Raw genomic sequence first — 16,124 nt, forward strand, 5'->3', positions numbered from 1 at the left:
GCGGGCCACGAAGCCGAGGCGGCTGTGCGAGACGTCGAGGGTGTAGTCGCCGGTGATGTCGGTGAGGGCGGTGGTCTCGCTCATGGCGTTCTCCTGAGGGTCCGGGGTGATCGGGTCTCGATCTGGTTGATGTATCAACTATCTCCCGGAGAAGATGCCATGTCAACTACTTCGGGACGTGGCGCCGGACACACGGGACCTCGACGGCGGCCTCGGCGCGATGGGAGACTGGTGAAGGTTCGGTCTCGGGAGGGCTTGCCATGCGCACCAGAGGAAAGACGACGCCCGCGGAAGGTGGGCGGCCCCATCGCCTGACCACGCAGGCCCCGGCATCGATCGAGGCCGGCACCGGTCTCGCCGGATGGGCCCACGTGCTCGACCCACCGGGGCCGGAGCGCCGCCGTACCCAGCTGCTGGCGCGGGTCGGCGGCCTGGTCGCGCTCGCGGCCGTGCTCGCCTACCTGACCTGGCGGATCACGGCGACGCTTCCCCCCGACGGCTGGAACCGTACGGCGGCCTGGATCCTCGTCGCCTTCGAGGCACTCCCCCTGGCCGGCCTCGCCGTCCGCCTGGTCACGCTCTGGAACCTCGACAGCGCCGCTCCCCCGGTGCTCCGGGCCGACGCCGACGCACCGGAGCGGCGGGTCGCGGTGATGATCCCGACCTACAACGAGCCGGTCGAGGTGATCGCGCCGACCATCGCCGCCGCGTGCCAGCTCCAGCCCGCCCACGAGACCTGGGTGCTCGACGACGGCGACCGCGACTGGGTCGCCGACCTCTGCCGCTCCTACGGCGCCCGGTACGTGCGGCGCGACGTCCACGACCACGCCAAGGCCGGCAACATGAACCACGCGCTCGACGTGATGGCGCGCGAGGAGGCCGAGGGCGCTCCGGCGATCGACGTGATCGCCGTCCTCGACTGCGACCACGTGCCGCTGCCGCACTTCCTGACCGCGACGCTGGGCTGGTTCGACGACCCGGACATCGCGCTCGTGCAGGGCCCGCAGGAGTTCTACAACGCCGGCGCCTTCGACGACGACGGCGTCACCGGCGAGCAGGGGCTCTTCTTCCACGTGCTGATGGCCTCGCGCAACCACGACGGCGCCGGCCCGTTCTGGTGCGGCTCGACGTCCCTGCTGCGGGTCAGCGCCCTGCGCGAGGTCGGCGGCGCCGCGACCGACACGATCGTCGAGGACATGCACACCACGCTCGCCCTGATCCGGCGCGGCTGGAAGACGGTCTTCCACCACCAGACGCTGGCGGTGGGGCTCGCGCCGACGACGGCCGAGCAGTACCTGCTGCAGCGTCGGCGCTGGGGCATGGGGGCGATGCAGGTCCTGTCGCACGAGCGGCTGTGGGCGGCGAAGCGCTGGATGTCGTGGCGCAACTACTACGAGTACCTCTCCGGCACCCTGTGGTGGCTCGAGGGCGTCGCGACGATCGCGGTCTTCCTCGTCCCGATCACGATCCTGCTCAGTGGCGCGCAGACCTCGACGGCGAGCCCGGCGGCGTTCACGGCCGTCTTCGCCGCGATGTTCCTGGTCCGGGTGTGGGGTCTGCGGCGGCTCTTCCGCCACCACCTGCAGCTGGGGCCGGCGTTCGCGCTGCGGGTGTTCCGCGTCCCGGTCGGCCTCTCCTGCGGCTGGTGGCTGCTCACCCGCCGCAGCCTGTCCTTCGAGGTGACGCCCAAGGCAGGCGCCGAGCAGCGCACCCGCGGGCGGGTGCCGGGCGTGCTGCGGGTCCTGGCGGCGGTCGCGCTCGTCGTCCTGGCCTACGCCGCCGCGGGACTCGCCGGCCTGGTGCCGTGGCGGGCGACCGCGGGCGCCACCGTCACCTCCGCCGCCTGGCTGGTGATCGCCGCCGGCGCACTGACCCTCGGCATGCGTCGCATCGTCTCCCCCGCCTACGCCACCTCGCGGCGCAACGCCTACCGGGTCGGCATCCGGGCGCCCATCCAGCTCGACGGCGTCGACGGCGCGCTGGTCGACGTCTCGGCGGGCGGCGCCGCGATCCGACTCCCGAGCTCGGTCGCCCTCGGCGTCGACGAGGAGGTCAAGCTGACCCTGCCCGAGGCGGCGCCGGTGGTCATGAGCGTGGTCCGTACGACGCGCGTCGGCGACGAGCAGCACGTGTCTCTGCGCATCCCGCCCGGCGACTGGGACGGCCACCGGGTGCTGTCGCTCTGGCTGTTCCACACGCCGCCCGGCGCGGTCGTGGGCCTGCCGCCGGGGGTGCCGGCCGCGGCCGCCACCCACCACCGCCGCGGCCGGGCCCTGCGCCACCACCGCACGGCGTGAGGCGGAACACGACGCGAGAAGCGCAACCGATCGGCGGCCTGCCGCGTCTTCTCCTTCGTGATGTGGATAGCTGCCGGAGTCATGTGGACCATCGTGATCGTGCTCGCGGGCGTCGCGATCGCCCGCCGCTGACCGGATCGAGAAGCGGACCACCCGTGCCGAGGATCCTCGGCACGGGTGGTCTGCGCTATCGGTCAGGCGTCAGCCGTCAGGCGGTCTCGCCCCGACGACGGATCAGCATCAGCGCGGCGCCCGCGAGCACCAGGCCGACTCCGACCGGGACCAGCCAGCCGGCAGGACCACCGGTGTTCGGCAGGCCCGCGGCATCCTTCGGCGGGTTGTGGTGCGAGGCCGACTCGACGTCACAGCTGACGCCGGTGACGTCCGCCGCGGTCTCGCCCTCGGTCGCCGCCCGGACCACCTCGTACTGGACGCCGTTCTCCACGTAGGTGAAGGGGAAGACGCCGGCGAAGCCGTGGGCGATGAGGGTGGCGACGTCGACGATCGAGATCGTGCCGGGGATCGTGCCCGCCGGGCGGGCGGCGACCGTGCCGACCTTGACCGAGCAGACGACCGCGCGGGCGTCGACCGCACACGGAACACCGGAGTCGATGGCCGTGTAGCTCACCTCGGTGTTGCCCTGCTCGTCGAGCACGTTGCCCTCGGTGGCGGTGATCGTGATCTTCGTGACCGGGTCGCCCTCGGTGGTCACCGTGTAGCCCTCAGTGTCGCCGGGGATGGCGTCGGTGGCGAAGTAGGCGTTGTCCGGACCACAGGGGTCGGTCGGCGCCGGCGCGGCCGGGGCCGGGACGACGCACGGCTCGCCCGAGTCGGTCGCGGTGTAGCTGACCTCGGTGTCGCCCTGCCCGTTGAGCACGTAGCCCGGCTTGGCCGTGATCGTGATCTTCGTGACCGGGTCACCCTCGGTGGCGACCGTGTAGCCCTCGGCGTCCGACGGGATGGCCTCGTCCGCGAAGAAGGCGTTGTTCGGACCACACGGGTCGACCGGGGCCGGAGCCGTCGGCGCGGGGACGACGCAGGGCTCGCCCGAGTCCTCGACGGTGTAGACGACCTCGGTGGTGCCCTGCTCGTCGAAGACGTTGCCCTCGGTCGCGGTGATGGTGATCTTCGTGACCGGGTCGCCCTCGGTGGAGACCGTGAACTCGTCGGTGCTCTCCGGGATCACGCTCGCCGGGAAGTAGGCGTTGTCCAGGCCGCACGGGTCGGTCTGCTCCGGCTGGGCCGGCGGGCCGACGACGCACGCCTCGCCCGAGTCGACGGCCGTGTAGGTGACCGTGGTGTCGCCCTGGTCGTTGAGCACGTTGCCCGGGGTCGAGGTGATGGTGATCTCGGTGACCGGGTCACCCTTGGTCGAGACCGTGTACGCCGAGGTGTCCGACGGGATCACGTTGCCCGCGTAGTAGGCGTTGTCCGGGCCGCAGGGGTCGGTCGGCGCCGGCGCACCCGGCGCCGGGACGACGCACGGCTCGCCCGAGTCGGTGACGGTGTAGACGACCTCGGTGGTGCCCTGCTCGTCGAAGACCGTGCCGGCCTTGGCCGTGACGGTGATCTTCGTGACCGGGTCGCCCTCGGTGGTCACCGTGTACGACGCGTTGCTCGCCGGGATGACGGCGGCCGGGAAGAAGGCGTTGTCCAGGCCGCACGGGTCGGTCTGCTCCGGCTTCGCGGGCGGCGTGACGACGCACGGCGCGCCGGAGTCGGTCACGGTGTAGTCGACGACGGTCGTGCCCTGCGCGTCGAACACGTTGCCGGCGGTGGCCGTGATCGTGACCTTCGTGACCGGGTCGCCCTCGGTGGTCACCGTGTACGACGCCGTGCTGGCGGGGATGTCCGCGTCGGCGAAGTAGGCGTTGTTCGGGCCGCACGGGTCGGTCTGCTTCGGCTTCGCGGGCGGGGTCACCACACACGGAGCACCGGAGTCGACGGCGTTGTAGACCTTGACGGTCGTGCCCTGCGCGTCGAAGACGAAGCCGGCCTTGGCGGTGACGGTGATCTGGGTGACCGGGCTGCCCACGGTCGCGACGGTCCACTGGTTCGTGGTCGCCGGGACCTGCGCGGCCGGGAAGAAGGCGTTGCCGGGACCGCACGGGTCGGTCGGCTGCGGGCTCGGGGGCGTCACGACGGTCGGGCCGCCGTAGACCGGGCACTCGTTGATCGACAGCTGGTTCGAGCGCTCGCCCTCGTTGGCGTAGCGGATCGCGACCGAGGCGCCCTGGGCGTCGTTGAACGGGTGGGGGAAGACCCCGTTGAAGCCCTTGTCGACGGCGTTGATGATGATCGTCTGCGCCTTCTCACCGGTCTGCGGCGTCGCGGAGTACTTGCAGACGACCCACTTGTTGGTGTCGACGGCCGTCGGTGCGGCCGCGAGGGAGGCGACCCTCGAGCTCTTCTTCAGCGACTGCGCGCCCTTCGGCGCGGCCTCGCCCGCCGGGACGGCGTCCGCCGGCGGCTCCTGCTTGGCCGGCGTCGCGTCGGGCGTCTTCGCGTCCGGCGTCGGGTCGGCCTGCGGGGTCGGGTCGGCGGCCGGCTCGCCAGCGGGCTTCGGGTCCGGCTTGTCGGCCGGCTTCGGGGCCGGCTTCGGGGCCGGGTCGGCCTGCGGAGTCGGGTCCGGCGCGGGCGTCTGGACGGTGTCGGACGCGGGCGTGCCCGGGTCGGCGTCGTCGGCGAAGGCAGTGGCGCTGAAGGCCGAGCTGGCCAGCAGCACGACGGGCAGCGCGAGCCCGATCTTGCGGCGCCAGGTGAGGCGCGAGGAATGGGACATGGTCGGTAAACCCCCAGGCGGGCGCGCCGATGGGGGGTCGCGTCCACGGGTAGGTACTGTCGAAAAACACCGGGGGGTCCGAGAAGCCGCAAGGGCGCGCCGAACCGCTACGTCCACGCCCCACCGCGGACTCAGGTTCGAGGTCCTTCTCCGGCGCCCTCGCCTCCCGAGTGGAGGGGACGTCCGGAGCCCACGTAGCAGCGTAGGGACGTCCCAGGACCAAAGGCCCCATTTTTAGGGTAAAAGCGGGACCTGGTCCCGAGATTTAACTATCCCGCGTGACGTGTTTCACGTATCCGAGCGCGCGTGCCCGTCAGCGGTCTGGACCGGTGGTCTGGACCGCCGCAGACACCCAGGTCGGCAGGGTCAGCCGAGCAGCGCGAGCGCGGCGCCGTACTGGTCGGGGACGGCGATGTCGCGGACCTCCCAGGCCCCGAGCGTCCGGGCGGGCGCCTCGTCGGTGCCGAGGTAGTCGAGGTGGGGATCGCGGCCCAGGCCGATGCCGATGCCCTTGAGATAGGCCTCGGTGCGGGCCCAGGCGCGGGTGAAGCGCACGGACGCGCGGCCGCCGTCGAGCGTGCCGCGCGCGGCCGCCTCGATCTCCTCGGTCTCGCGCGGGTGCAGCAGCTTGGCGAGCGCCACCGGGTCGTCGGGCAGCCGCTCGACGTCGACGCCGACGGGCCGCTCGGCCACGGCGACCAGGACCATGCCGGGCGTGTGCGACAGCGAGAACTCGATGCTCGCGCCCTCGGCGCGCGGCCGCCCGTGCGGCTCACCGCAGCCCGGGCACGCGTGCCGTCCCCAGACGACGTCCTCGGGGCGGGCGTCCATCACCGTGCCGACGACCAGCCGGGCCGCGGCATGCGCGATCTCGTAGGCGTGGCGCAGCTCGGCGCGGACGTACGACGACGCCTGCTCGCGCTCGCCCTCGTCGAGCCAGGCGCGGACGGCGTCGAGCTCGTCGCCGTCGATCGCGTCGGTGGGCAGCGCCCAGACCCCGACCTCCGCCTCTCCGGCGGCCGGCCGCTCGAGCTCCTCGAGCAGGGAGCCGAGGGTCACCGGCAGCACCGGGGTCGCCGTCCGGTCCGGCACTGCCTCCACCACGTCGCGTCTCATCAGCACCGAGGCTAACAAGAGCCTGTGAGCCGGCTCACGTCGCGGGGTGCAGGGCCCGTCGTACCTCGGCCAGGTCCCAGCCCGGCGTCGGCACGCTGGCCCGCAGCCGGCGGGTGTAGGCGTGCTGCGGCGCGTCGAGGACGTCCTCGGTCCGGCCACGCTCGACGACGGCGCCGCGGTGCATGACGACGACCGTCTCGGTGAGCTGCCGGACCACCGCCAGGTCGTGGCTGATCAGCACGTAGGTGATCGCCAGCCGCTCGCGCAGGTCGATGAGCAGGTTGAGCACCTGAGCCTGGATCGACACGTCGAGGGCCGCGACCGACTCGTCGAGGATGAGGACGTCGGGCTCGGCGGCCAGCGCGCGGGCGATGGCCACCCGCTGCCGCTGGCCGCCGGAGAGCGCCCGGGGCAGCGCACTCCCCTGCCGCTCGTCGAGCCCCACCATCCCGACGAGCTCGGTGACCCGCACGGCGCGCTGCGCGGCGCTCCAGTCCGGGCGGTGCAGCCGCAGCACCTCGTCGATCGCCCGGTCGACGGGCTGGCGCGGGTCGAGACTGGAGTAGGGGTCCTGGAAGACGATCTGCACCTCGCGCCCGCGCCGCCGGCGCTCGGCGCCCCCGCGCGCGGGCATCGAGCGGTCGCGGCCGCAGGCCTGGATCGTGCCCGCGGTGGGCCGCTCCTGGCCGGTGATCATCTTCGCGACCGTGGTCTTGCCCGAGCCGGACTCCCCCACGATGCCGAGCGATCCGCCCCTGCGGACGGCGAAGGACACGTCCTCGACCGCGACCACGTCGCCGAAGGTCTTGCGCAGGCCGGACACCTCCAGCGCCGGCGCGTCATCGAGCAGCTCAGACATGGGGCACCCCTCCCAGGGTTCCGCGCAGCACGTCGGCGCGCACGCACCGGACCGCACCGCCGTCGAGATCGACCAGCGCCGGGGCGCCGGAGGTGCACGCGTCCTCGGCGTGCACGCAGCGCGGCGCGAAGGCGCACGCGTCGGGCGGCGCCTCGAGCGCCGACAGCGGCCGGCCGGGGATGGCCGTCAGGTGCCGGACCGTGCGGTCGAGCAGCGGCCGGGCCGCGCCCAGCGCAGCGGTGTAGGGATGCAGCGGGTCGTCGTGCAGGCGCCGGGCGTCGCGCACCTCGACGATCTCGCCGGCGTACATGACCGCAGTCCGGTCGCAGAAGGCGGCGGCCAGGTCGAGGTCGTGGGTGATGAACAGGATCGACAGCCCGAGGTCGCGGCGCAGCTCGTCGAGCAGGCCCATGATCTCGGCCTGCGTGGTGACGTCCAGCGCCGTGGTCGGCTCGTCGGCGAGCAGCAGCCGCGGCTCGGTGAGCAGCGCGCTGGCGATCATCACCCGCTGGAGCAGTCCGCCAGACAGCTCGTGCGGAAACTGGTCGAGCCGGCGCTCGCCGTCCGGGATGCCGACCTTGGCGAGCATCGCGACCGCGCGCTGCGCGGCCTCACGCCGCTTGACGCCGCGGTTGGTGCGCAGCACCTCGGTCATGAAGTCGCCGACCCGGCGGACCGGGTTGATGTGCACCCGCGGGTCCTGGAAGACGACGGCGACCTCGGCCCGGTACGTGCGCAGCGCTGCACCCGAGAGCGCGGCGACGTCCTGGCCGGCGAAGCGGATCGAGCCGCGCTGCCGGGCCCCCGCGGGCAGCAGCCGGTCGATCGCGCGGACCGTCATCGACTTGCCCGACCCGGACTCGCCGACCAGGCCGACCGCCTCACCGGCGGCCACCGAGAAGGAGACCTCGCGCAGCACCGAGCGGGGCTCGCCGGCGACCAGCAGGTCGAGGCCGAGGCCCACTACGTCGAGCAGTGGCTCGCTCATCGACGCCCCTCCGTTCCGGCCCGCTCCAGGAGCCGCTCGCCGAGCAGGTTCATGGCGACCACCACGGCGACGATGCAGGCGCCGGACAGCAGCGCGGGCAGCGGATAGCCGAGCAGGATGCCGGACTGGTTCTCCGAGATCATCACGCCCCAGTCGGGGTTGGGAGGCTGGACGCCGATGCCGAGGTAGGAGATGACCGCGAGGTCGAGCACGGCGTACCCGAAGAGGATCGACGCCTGCGCCACCATGAACGGGAAGACGTTCGGCAGCAGGTGCCGGACGCAGATCGTGACCGCGCCGAGCCCCTGCACCTCCAACGCCGTGATGTAGGGCTGGTGGCGCTCCTTGAGCATCGCGCTGCGCAGGATCCGCGCCACGAAGGGCGTGTACGCGACCGCCAGCGCCAGGACGGCGGCCCACAGGCCGGCGCCGAAGACGGCCGCGGTCAGCGCGGCCAGCAGCACGCCCGGGAAGGCGAAGAGGATGTCGAGGCCGGCCGAGACGGTCGTGTCGACCATCCCGCCGCGCCAGGCCGACGCCAGGCCGAGCACCGAGCCGACGACCATGCACAGCACGACGATGAGCAGTGGGCCGAGCATCGACGACCGGGCACCGGCGAGGAGACGCGACAGCACGTCGCGTCCCTGGACGTCGAGGCCGAGCAGATGCCCGGCGCCGGGGCCGATCCAGGCGCTGACCAGGTCGCTCAGGTTGGGGTCGTACGGCGTGACGAGCGGCCCGATGACCGCGATCAGCGTGGCGAGACCGACGATCGTGGCGGCGACCCAGCCCGTGATCCCGAGCCCCGTACGGCGACGGGCGCGGGCCGGCTCGGCTCCCGCGGCGGGAGCGGCGACGGCGCTCATGCGGCACGCGTCCCGAGCTGGACCCGCGGGTCGAGGACGGCGTACATCGTGTCGACGACGAGGTTGACGACGACGAACGCCACGACCAGCACGAGGGAGATCCCCTGCACCACGGCGAGATCCTTCGACTGCGCCGACTTCACCAGGTACTGCCCCAGCCCGTTGAGGCCGAAGGAGGTCTCGACCACCGACGAGATCGCGATCAGGCTGGCGACGGTCACGCCGGTGACCGTGGTGATCGGGATCGCGGCATTGCGCAGGACATGGCGCGTGACGACCAGGTGCTGCGGGATGCCGCGGCTGATGGCCGTCTGCACGTGCTCGCGGGCGACCTCCTCGCGGATGGCGGTGCGGGTCACCCGCGCCACCACCGCGACCGACGAGAGCGCCAGCGCGAAGGCCGGCAGCGTCAGGTGCCGCAGGTTGCCGAGGAAACCTTCGCCGGTGCCGATCGTCGGGAACCAGCCGAGCGAGACGGCGAAGACCGCGATCAGCACGATCGCCGCGACGAACGCCGGGACCGCCGCCGCCATCGAGGAGATGACGAGGATCGAGGAGTCGATCCATCCGGGCCGCAGCCCGGCCAGGAGGCCCAGCCCGATGCCGATGACGACGATCAGGATGGCCGCGTAGAGGACCAGGCTGAGGGTGATCCAGGCCCGGTCGGCGATGAGCGACGAGACGTCCTCGTGCAGCGGGATCGACACGCCCAGGTCGCCGCGCACGGCTCCGGAGAGCCAGTGACCGTACTGGGCGACGAAGGACTGGTCGAGGTGATAGCGGTGCTCCAGGGTCGCCTGCGCCTCGGGCGAGAGCGACTTCCCGCCGGACAGCGCCGCGAGCGGGCTGCCCGGCGCGACGTACGACGCGCCGAAGATCAGGAAGCTGGCGACGAGCAGCGTCACCGCCAGCATCGCGACGCGGCGCAGCAGATATCCGATCCGCATGATCAGCGCGCTCCCAGGTGCTCGGCCCACGGCGCGGACATGTAGGCGAACGACGAGATCGCGCCGGTGAGGTTCTTGTTCGTGACGAGCACCGCGTTGGGCTGCGCGGTCGGGATCCACGGCATCAGCTCCATGGTGCGCTGCTGGGCCTGGATGACGAGCTTGGCGCGGGCCGCGGGTTCCTCGGTGCTACGGGCGTCCTGCATCAGCCGGGTGATCTGCGGGTCGTCGAAGCCGGAGTAGTTCTGCGCGCCGGTCGGCAGGACGACGGTCGCGGACAGCGCGGCCGGGTCGGCGTAGTCGCCGTACGTGACGGTCGGGAAGGCGTCGACGCCCTCCCGCGCCTTGGGGTCGATGAAGAAGTTGATGAAGGCGTCGGCCGAGACCGACTTGAACTTCACCTTGATGCCGATCTTCTCGCCCGCCGTCTGGAAGGCGCCCGCGGTGTAGGCGATGTCGGGGATCGCCGACGACATGCCGATGGTGATCGACTTGCCGGTGGCGCCGGCCTCCTTGATCAGCTGCTTGGCCTTGACCAGGTCCTGCTTCAGGTCGGGGCTCGCGTCGTACGCCGCCTGGTAGGTGTCACGCGCCGAGGCGAAGGTGCCGGGGTTCGCCAGCCAGCGGGCGTCCGTGGCGGCGCCGTGGTAGACGTTGTCGATGATGCCCTTGCGGTCGAGCGCGAGCGACAGCGCCTGGCGCACCTTGACGTCCTTCAGCGTGCCCTTGATGTTGCTGATCACCAGCGCGGCCGTGGCGTAGCCCGGTCCCTGGGTGACCGTGACCGCCTTGTTGCCCTCGAGCACCGGCAGCGTCGAGATCGCCGGCGGGTAGGTGCCGCCGATCTCGCCGGCGATGAGCGACGACGTCAGCGCAGCCTCGTCGACGACGCCCTTGAGGGTGATCTTCGCGACCCGCGGCGTGGTGCCGCCCCAGTAGGCGTCATTGGGGACGGCGACGACACCCGACGCGGGCGACCACGAGTCGAACTTGTAGGCACCGGTGCACATCACGCCACCGGACGGCGTGCCGTAGTCGGCGCCCTTCGCCTCGGCGTACTTCTTCTCGACGATCACGCCGGGCAGCGACGCGAGCTCGCCGTCGAGCCAGTAGTCGGGCTGCTTGAGCTTGAGCGTGACCTGCTGGTCGCCGGTGGCCGTGATCGTGTCGACCCGGTCGAAGCTGGCCGCGTAGAAGCCGCCCAGCTGCGGATCGCGCTGCCGCTCGAGGCTGTAGACGACGTCGGCGGCGGTGACCGGGCTGCCGTCCCAGAAGGTCGCCTTGGGGTTGATGTCGAGGACGAGCGTCTTCGGGTCGGTGCGCGAGAGCGAGGCGAGGCCGTCGCCGATCGTGCCGTCCGGTGCGGTGCGCAGCAGTGACTCGCACAGCAGCGTCAGCGCGGTGTTGTCCGGATAGTCGAAGACGTAGAGCGGGTCGATCGTCTGCACGTCGCGGTAGACCGCCCACGTGATCGCGTCGGCGTCCTCGGTCGCGGCGGTCGTCGTGGGCTTGAGGTCGCCCGCGCTCCGCGAGACCGACGGACTGTCGGCCGATCGCCCGCAACCGACGGCCACGGAGCAGGTCAGGAGCAGGGCGGTGATGCGCGTCAGGTTGCGTCGGTTCACGGGTTTCTCCTAGAGGCGATCAACGGGTGGTTCATGAGTCGAACCCGAGTCCGAGCCGGTCGAGCACACGCAGCCAGAGGTTGCGGCGGCCGCCGCGCGCGTCGGCACGCGCGAGCGACCAGCGGGTGAGCTGGATGCCCACCCAGGCCAGGGGCTCCGGCGGGAACGGCAGCGGCTTCTCGCGCACCATCGCCAGGCGCGTCCGCTCCGTCTCCTCCCCCGCGAGCAGGTCGAGCATCACGTCGGCGCCGAACCTGCTGGCGCCGACGCCGAGGCCGGTGTAGCCGAGCGCATAGGCCACCCGACCGCGGTACGCCTTGCCGAAGAAGGCGCAGAACCGGGTGGACGTGTCGATCACCCCGCCCCAGCGGTGGGTGAAGCCGACGCCGGCGAGCTGCGGGAAGGTCTCCCGGAAGTGCCGCGCCAGGACGTCGAAGGTCGCCGGCCGCTGCTCGTACGACGGCTTGGGCCGCCGCCCGAAGTGGTAGATCGCGTCGTAGCCGCCCCACAGGATGCGGTTGTCGGCGGTCAGCCGGTAGTAGTGGAACTGGTTGCCGCAGTCGGCGAGACCCTGCCGGTTGCGCCAGCCGATCGACGCGAGCTGCTCGTCGGTGAGCGGCTCGGTCATCAGCACGTAGTCGTAGACCGGCACGGTGTGCAGCCGCAGGCGGCGCAGCAGCGGCCGGAAGGCGTTGGTGCCGAGCGCGACCTGGCCGGCGTGCACCGTGCCGTGCGGTGTGTGCAGGTCGATTCCCGCTCCCGTACGGCGGATCCGCTCCACCGGCGTGCCCTCGACGATCCGCACGCCGAGCCGCTCGGCCGCTGCGGCGAGCCCCCAGGCGAGGCGGGCCGGGTCGACGGTCGCGCAGGTGTCCTTGCTCCAGAGGCCGGAAAGGTAGGTCGGCGAGTCGACCTCCGCCCGGACGGCGGCGGCGTCGAGGAAGACGGCGTGCTCGCCGTCCGCCCCGGCGCGCAGCTCCTCGACCTGGTGCGGCTGGGTGGCGACCGCGAGCTGACCGGTACGACGGAAGTCGCACTCGATCCCGTGGTTGCGCAGGGTCTTCTCGATCTCGTCGAGGTTGGCCAGGCCGAGCTCTTCGAGCCGGTCGGCCTCCTCGGGCCAGCGGGTGCGCCCGTTGGCCTCGCCGTGGGTCAGGCTGGCCTCGCAGAAGCCGCCGTTGCGCCCGCTCGCGGCGCCGCCGATCCGGTCGGCCTCGATCAGGATCACGCTGCGACCGGGCTCGCGCTCCTTGGCCATCAGCGCCGTCCAGAGCCCGGAGTAGCCGCCGCCGACGACGGCCAGCGCGCAGGTCGCGTCGCCGTCCAGCCGGGGCCGGGCGGCCGGCCGGTCGGGACTGTCGAGCCAGAACGGCGTCGAGCTCACGGTCATCGGGCGAACACCCGCTGCCCGCCGACGAAGGTCTGCTCGACGTGGGTGTCCCAGATGTCGTCGGCCGGCCCGTCGAACGGGTCGCGGTCGAGGACGGCGAGGTCGGCGAGGTTGCCGGCCGCGATCACGCCGGTGTCGTCGAGGTGGTTCACGTACGCCGTGCCGGAGGTGTACGCCGCCAGCGCGCTGCCGAGGTCGATCCGCTCGTCGGCGTAGAACACCGGGCCGTCGCTCTGCGGCTCGCGGCGGTTGACGGCGACGTGGATGCCGAGGATCGGGTTGGCGCTGCTGACCGGCCAGTCGCTGCCCGCGGCGAGGGTTGCGCCGGAGCGCAGCAGCGAGCCGAAGGGGTACTGCCAGGCCGAGCGCTCCGGACCGAGGAACGGGATGGTGAGCTCGTCCATCTGCGGCTCGTGCGCGGCCCACAGCGGCTGCATGTTGGCGGTCGCGCCGAGCCGGCGGAAGCGGGCGATGTCGTCGGGGTGCACGATCTGCAGGTGCGCCAGGTGCGGGCGCAGGTCGGTGAAGCCGTTCTTGTCGCGGGCCGCCTCGACGGCGTCCAGGGCCTCGCGGACGGCGCGGTCGCCGAGCGCGTGGAAGTGCACCTGGAAGTCGTGGGCGTCGAGCGCGGCGACGTACTCCTTGAGGGCGTCGGGGTCGACGAACGACAGGCCGCGGTGCTCGCCGGGGTTGCGGCAGCCGCAGCCCGCGCCGTACGGCGAGATCATCGCGGCCGTGTGGTTCTCGGCGATGCCGTCCTGCATGATCTTCACGCTGGTGGCGCGGAACCGGCCGGCGGTCAGCGCCTCGCGGGCGGCCAGCAGGTCCTCGATCTGCTCGGCGCCGCGGTCGCGGCTCCACCACAGGGCGCCGACGACGCGGGCGGTCAGCGCGTCCTCCGCGACCGCGTCGAGGTACGCCGTGGCGGTGTCGCTCATCACCGGGTTGGCGCCGATGAGCGCGTCCTGCCAGGCGGTGATGCCCAGCGAGTGCAGCACCTGCTGCGCACGCAGCAGGCCGGCGAGCTTCTCCTCGCGGGTGGTCTCGGGGACGACGGCCGCGACCAGGTGCATCGCACCCTCCTGCAGCATGCCGGTCGGGACGCCGTCGGCGTCGCGCTCGATCCGGCCGTCGGCGGGGTCGGGCGTGCTCGCGTCGATGCCGGCGAGCTCGAGGGCGCGGCTGTTGGCCCAGGCCCCGTGGTGGTCGCGGTTGGCCAGGTAGACCGGCCGGTCGGGCACGAGCGCGTCGAGGAGGTCGCGGTGCGGGGCGCCGCCCGGGAAGCTCTCCATCGACCAGCCGCCGCCGGTGATCCAGGGCCGGTCGGGGTTCGCGGCCGCATAGGCGGAGATCCGGCGGCGGTACTCCTCGACGTCGACGGTCTCGGTGAGGTCGCACTGCCCGAGCTCGACGCCGGCGCCGACCGGGTGCACGTGCGCGTCCTGGAAGCCGGGGATCAGCAGCCGGCCGCCGAGGTCGACGATCTCGGTGCCCGGACCGGCCAGCTCACGCAGCTCGTCGTTGCCGACGGCGACGATCCGCTCACCCCGGACGGCGACGGCGCTCGCGCGACTGCGGACGGCGTTGCCGAGGTGGACGGGGCCACCGATGAGGAGCAGGTCTGCGTGCGTGGTCATGGATCCTCCGCGGTCGGGGCCACCGTGTCTCGGTGGTGCTTCGGTCGGGCGTGGATGTTGCGTGGGTCACTGCGGGCCGCAACGCTAAATCTGTGCCAACAGCGTTGTCAACAGCGTTGGCAAAGGTAATGTCGGTCCGGAAAGAGGAGGTCAGATGAGCGCCGACACCCGTCGCACGAAGGAACGCTCCGCCCTGGGACGCGAGGCGATCCTGGCGGCCGCGACCGAGCTCGCCGCGTCCGGAGCGGCGATCACGTTCCGCGGCCTGGGCAGCGCACTGGGGGCCGATCCGACCGCGATCTACCGGCGCTTCCGCGACAAGGACGAGCTGATGGCCGCGCTGCTCGACGGCCTCATCGCCGCCTCGCTCGACGGCGTCGACCGCGACGCGCCGTGGCGCGACCAGCTGCGCTCCGGTGCCGTCAGCACGATCGACATCTTCGCCGCGCACCCGCAGGTCGGCGCCGAGGCGACCGCCATCTCCACCGGCGGGCCGGGCGAGCTCGCGGTCATCGACTGGATCCTCAGCCAGCTCGACCGCGCCGGGCTCGACCGGCAGCAGGTGGTCCGCTGCTACGCGGCCTACTCCAGCTACGTCCTCGCGGCCGCGGCAACCATGTCACAGCAGCAGCTGAAGGAGAACGAGGGCGTGCCGCCGTCCAGCTGGGTGGGCGACCTGCGGGCCGTCGACCCGACGCGGCACCCGGCGCTCTCGTCGGTGCTGCCCGAGCTGCTCGTGCTGACGCCGCGCGAGGTCTTCCTCGAGGGCATCGACGTGCTGCTCGACTCCTTCGAGGCGATCGTCGATCACGACGCCCGCGCCTGATCCAGCCCCAGCAGGGCCAGCGCGTTGTCCTTGAGGATCAGCGGACGCGCCCGGTCCGGCAGGTCGAGCGCGGCGTACTCCGCGAGCCACCGGTCCGGCGCGAGCACCGGGTAGTCCGAGCCGAAGAGCACCTTGTGGCGCAGGATCGTGCCGGCCTGGCGCACCAGCTGCGGCGGCAGGTACTTCGGCGCCCAGCCGGACAGGTCGATGAAGGCGTTGGCCTTGTGCGTCGCGATCGCCATCGACGCGTCGACCCACGGCACGCCGGGGTGCGCGAGCACGATCCGCAGGCCGGGGAAGTCGGCCGCGACGTCGTCGATGAGCATCGGGTCGGAGTAGCGCAGCTTGATCCCGCGCCCGCCGGGCAGTCCGGCGCCGATGCCGGTCTGGCCGGTGTGGAAGAGCGGGACCACGCCGAGCTCCTCGAGCGTCGCCCACAGCGGCGCGTGGGCCGGGTCGTCGGGGCGGAACGCCTGCAGACTCGGGTGGAACTTGAACCCGCGGACGCGGTACCGCTCGACGAGGTGGCGCGCCCGCCGCACCGCGGCGTCCCCGGCCAGCGGGTCGACCGAGCCGAACGGGATGAGGACGTCGGCATGCTCGCTCGCCTGCTCCGCGATCTCCTCGCTCGACAGCGCGGGATGTCCGAGCGCGGTGCTCGCGTCGACGGTGAAGATCACCGCAGCCATCCGCCGCTCGCGGTAGTCGGCGGCCAGGCGCTCGACCGTGGGTGTGCGGAATCCATTCACCGCGGGACCGGACGCGATTCCCAGCGACCGACGACCGAGGGG

At 72.5% G+C, this 16,124-nt stretch carries 12 protein-coding genes; 2 read left to right on the forward strand and 10 right to left on the reverse strand.

The window, feature by feature from the left end:
* The first annotated feature begins 260 nt into the window (after nt 1-260).
* Entirely contained in the window at nt 261-2,297 is a 2,037-nt protein-coding gene (locus AB4880_RS06480; RefSeq protein ID WP_367918397.1) for a glycosyltransferase family 2 protein, read from the forward strand.
* A gap of 208 nt (nt 2,298-2,505) precedes the next feature.
* Here AB4880_RS06480 and AB4880_RS06485 read toward each other — a convergent pair whose 3' ends face one another.
* The 9 genes from AB4880_RS06485 to AB4880_RS06525 form a co-directional block, all read right to left on the reverse strand.
* Nucleotides 2,506-5,079, reverse strand: coding sequence for an LPXTG cell wall anchor domain-containing protein (locus tag AB4880_RS06485; RefSeq protein WP_367918398.1), 2,574 nt, complete (start codon nt 5,077-5,079; stop codon nt 2,506-2,508).
* Between the two features lie 366 nt (nt 5,080-5,445).
* Nucleotides 5,446-6,195, reverse strand: a complete 750-nt coding sequence (locus AB4880_RS06490; protein ID WP_367918399.1) for a 4'-phosphopantetheinyl transferase family protein — start codon at nt 6,193-6,195, stop codon at nt 5,446-5,448.
* A gap of 34 nt (nt 6,196-6,229) precedes the next feature.
* Complete coding sequence (locus AB4880_RS06495; RefSeq protein WP_367918400.1) at nt 6,230-7,054, reverse strand: ABC transporter ATP-binding protein; 825 nt, start codon at nt 7,052-7,054, stop codon at nt 6,230-6,232.
* Entirely contained in the window at nt 7,047-8,042 is a 996-nt protein-coding gene (locus AB4880_RS06500) for an ABC transporter ATP-binding protein (protein WP_367918401.1), read from the reverse strand. The genes AB4880_RS06495 and AB4880_RS06500 overlap by 8 nt, the downstream gene beginning before the upstream one ends.
* Nucleotides 8,039-8,908 carry an ABC transporter permease gene (locus AB4880_RS06505; protein WP_367918402.1) on the reverse strand — a complete coding sequence of 290 codons (870 nt, stop codon included), beginning with the start codon at nt 8,906-8,908 and terminating at the stop codon, nt 8,039-8,041. The genes AB4880_RS06500 and AB4880_RS06505 overlap by 4 nt, the downstream gene beginning before the upstream one ends.
* On the reverse strand, nt 8,905-9,855 hold the full coding sequence (locus AB4880_RS06510; RefSeq protein WP_367918403.1) for an ABC transporter permease: 951 nt from the start codon (nt 9,853-9,855) through the stop codon (nt 8,905-8,907). Before AB4880_RS06510 ends, AB4880_RS06505 begins: the two co-directional genes overlap by 4 nt.
* A gap of 2 nt (nt 9,856-9,857) precedes the next feature.
* Nucleotides 9,858-11,480: an ABC transporter substrate-binding protein gene (locus AB4880_RS06515; RefSeq protein ID WP_367918404.1), complete on the reverse strand. Its 1,623-nt coding sequence runs from the start codon at nt 11,478-11,480 to the stop codon at nt 9,858-9,860.
* 31 nt (nt 11,481-11,511) lie between these two features.
* The gene (locus AB4880_RS06520) at nt 11,512-12,870 is read right to left on the reverse strand and encodes an NAD(P)/FAD-dependent oxidoreductase (protein WP_367918405.1); all 1,359 of its coding nucleotides are present in this window, start codon (nt 12,868-12,870) and stop codon (nt 11,512-11,514) included.
* Nucleotides 12,867-14,507: an amidohydrolase gene (locus AB4880_RS06525; RefSeq protein WP_367918406.1), complete on the reverse strand. Its 1,641-nt coding sequence runs from the start codon at nt 14,505-14,507 to the stop codon at nt 12,867-12,869. The genes AB4880_RS06520 and AB4880_RS06525 overlap by 4 nt, the downstream gene beginning before the upstream one ends.
* Before the next feature lie 154 nt (nt 14,508-14,661).
* On the opposite strand from AB4880_RS06525, the gene AB4880_RS06530 reads away from it, so the two are divergent.
* Nucleotides 14,662-15,333 carry a TetR/AcrR family transcriptional regulator gene (locus AB4880_RS06530; protein ID WP_367918407.1) on the forward strand — a complete coding sequence of 224 codons (672 nt, stop codon included), beginning with the start codon at nt 14,662-14,664 and terminating at the stop codon, nt 15,331-15,333.
* Here the strand turns inward: AB4880_RS06530 and AB4880_RS06535 are convergent.
* Nucleotides 15,315-16,082, reverse strand: a complete 768-nt coding sequence (locus AB4880_RS06535) for an amidohydrolase family protein (RefSeq protein ID WP_379228441.1) — start codon at nt 16,080-16,082, stop codon at nt 15,315-15,317. The two genes, AB4880_RS06530 and AB4880_RS06535, sit on opposite strands and share 19 nt — an antisense overlap.
* Between the last annotated feature and the right edge of the window lie 42 nt (nt 16,083-16,124).

The organism is Nocardioides ginsengisoli (assembly GCF_039537225.1).
In the GTDB taxonomy this organism is placed as follows: domain Bacteria; phylum Actinomycetota; class Actinomycetes; order Propionibacteriales; family Nocardioidaceae; genus Nocardioides; species Nocardioides ginsengisoli.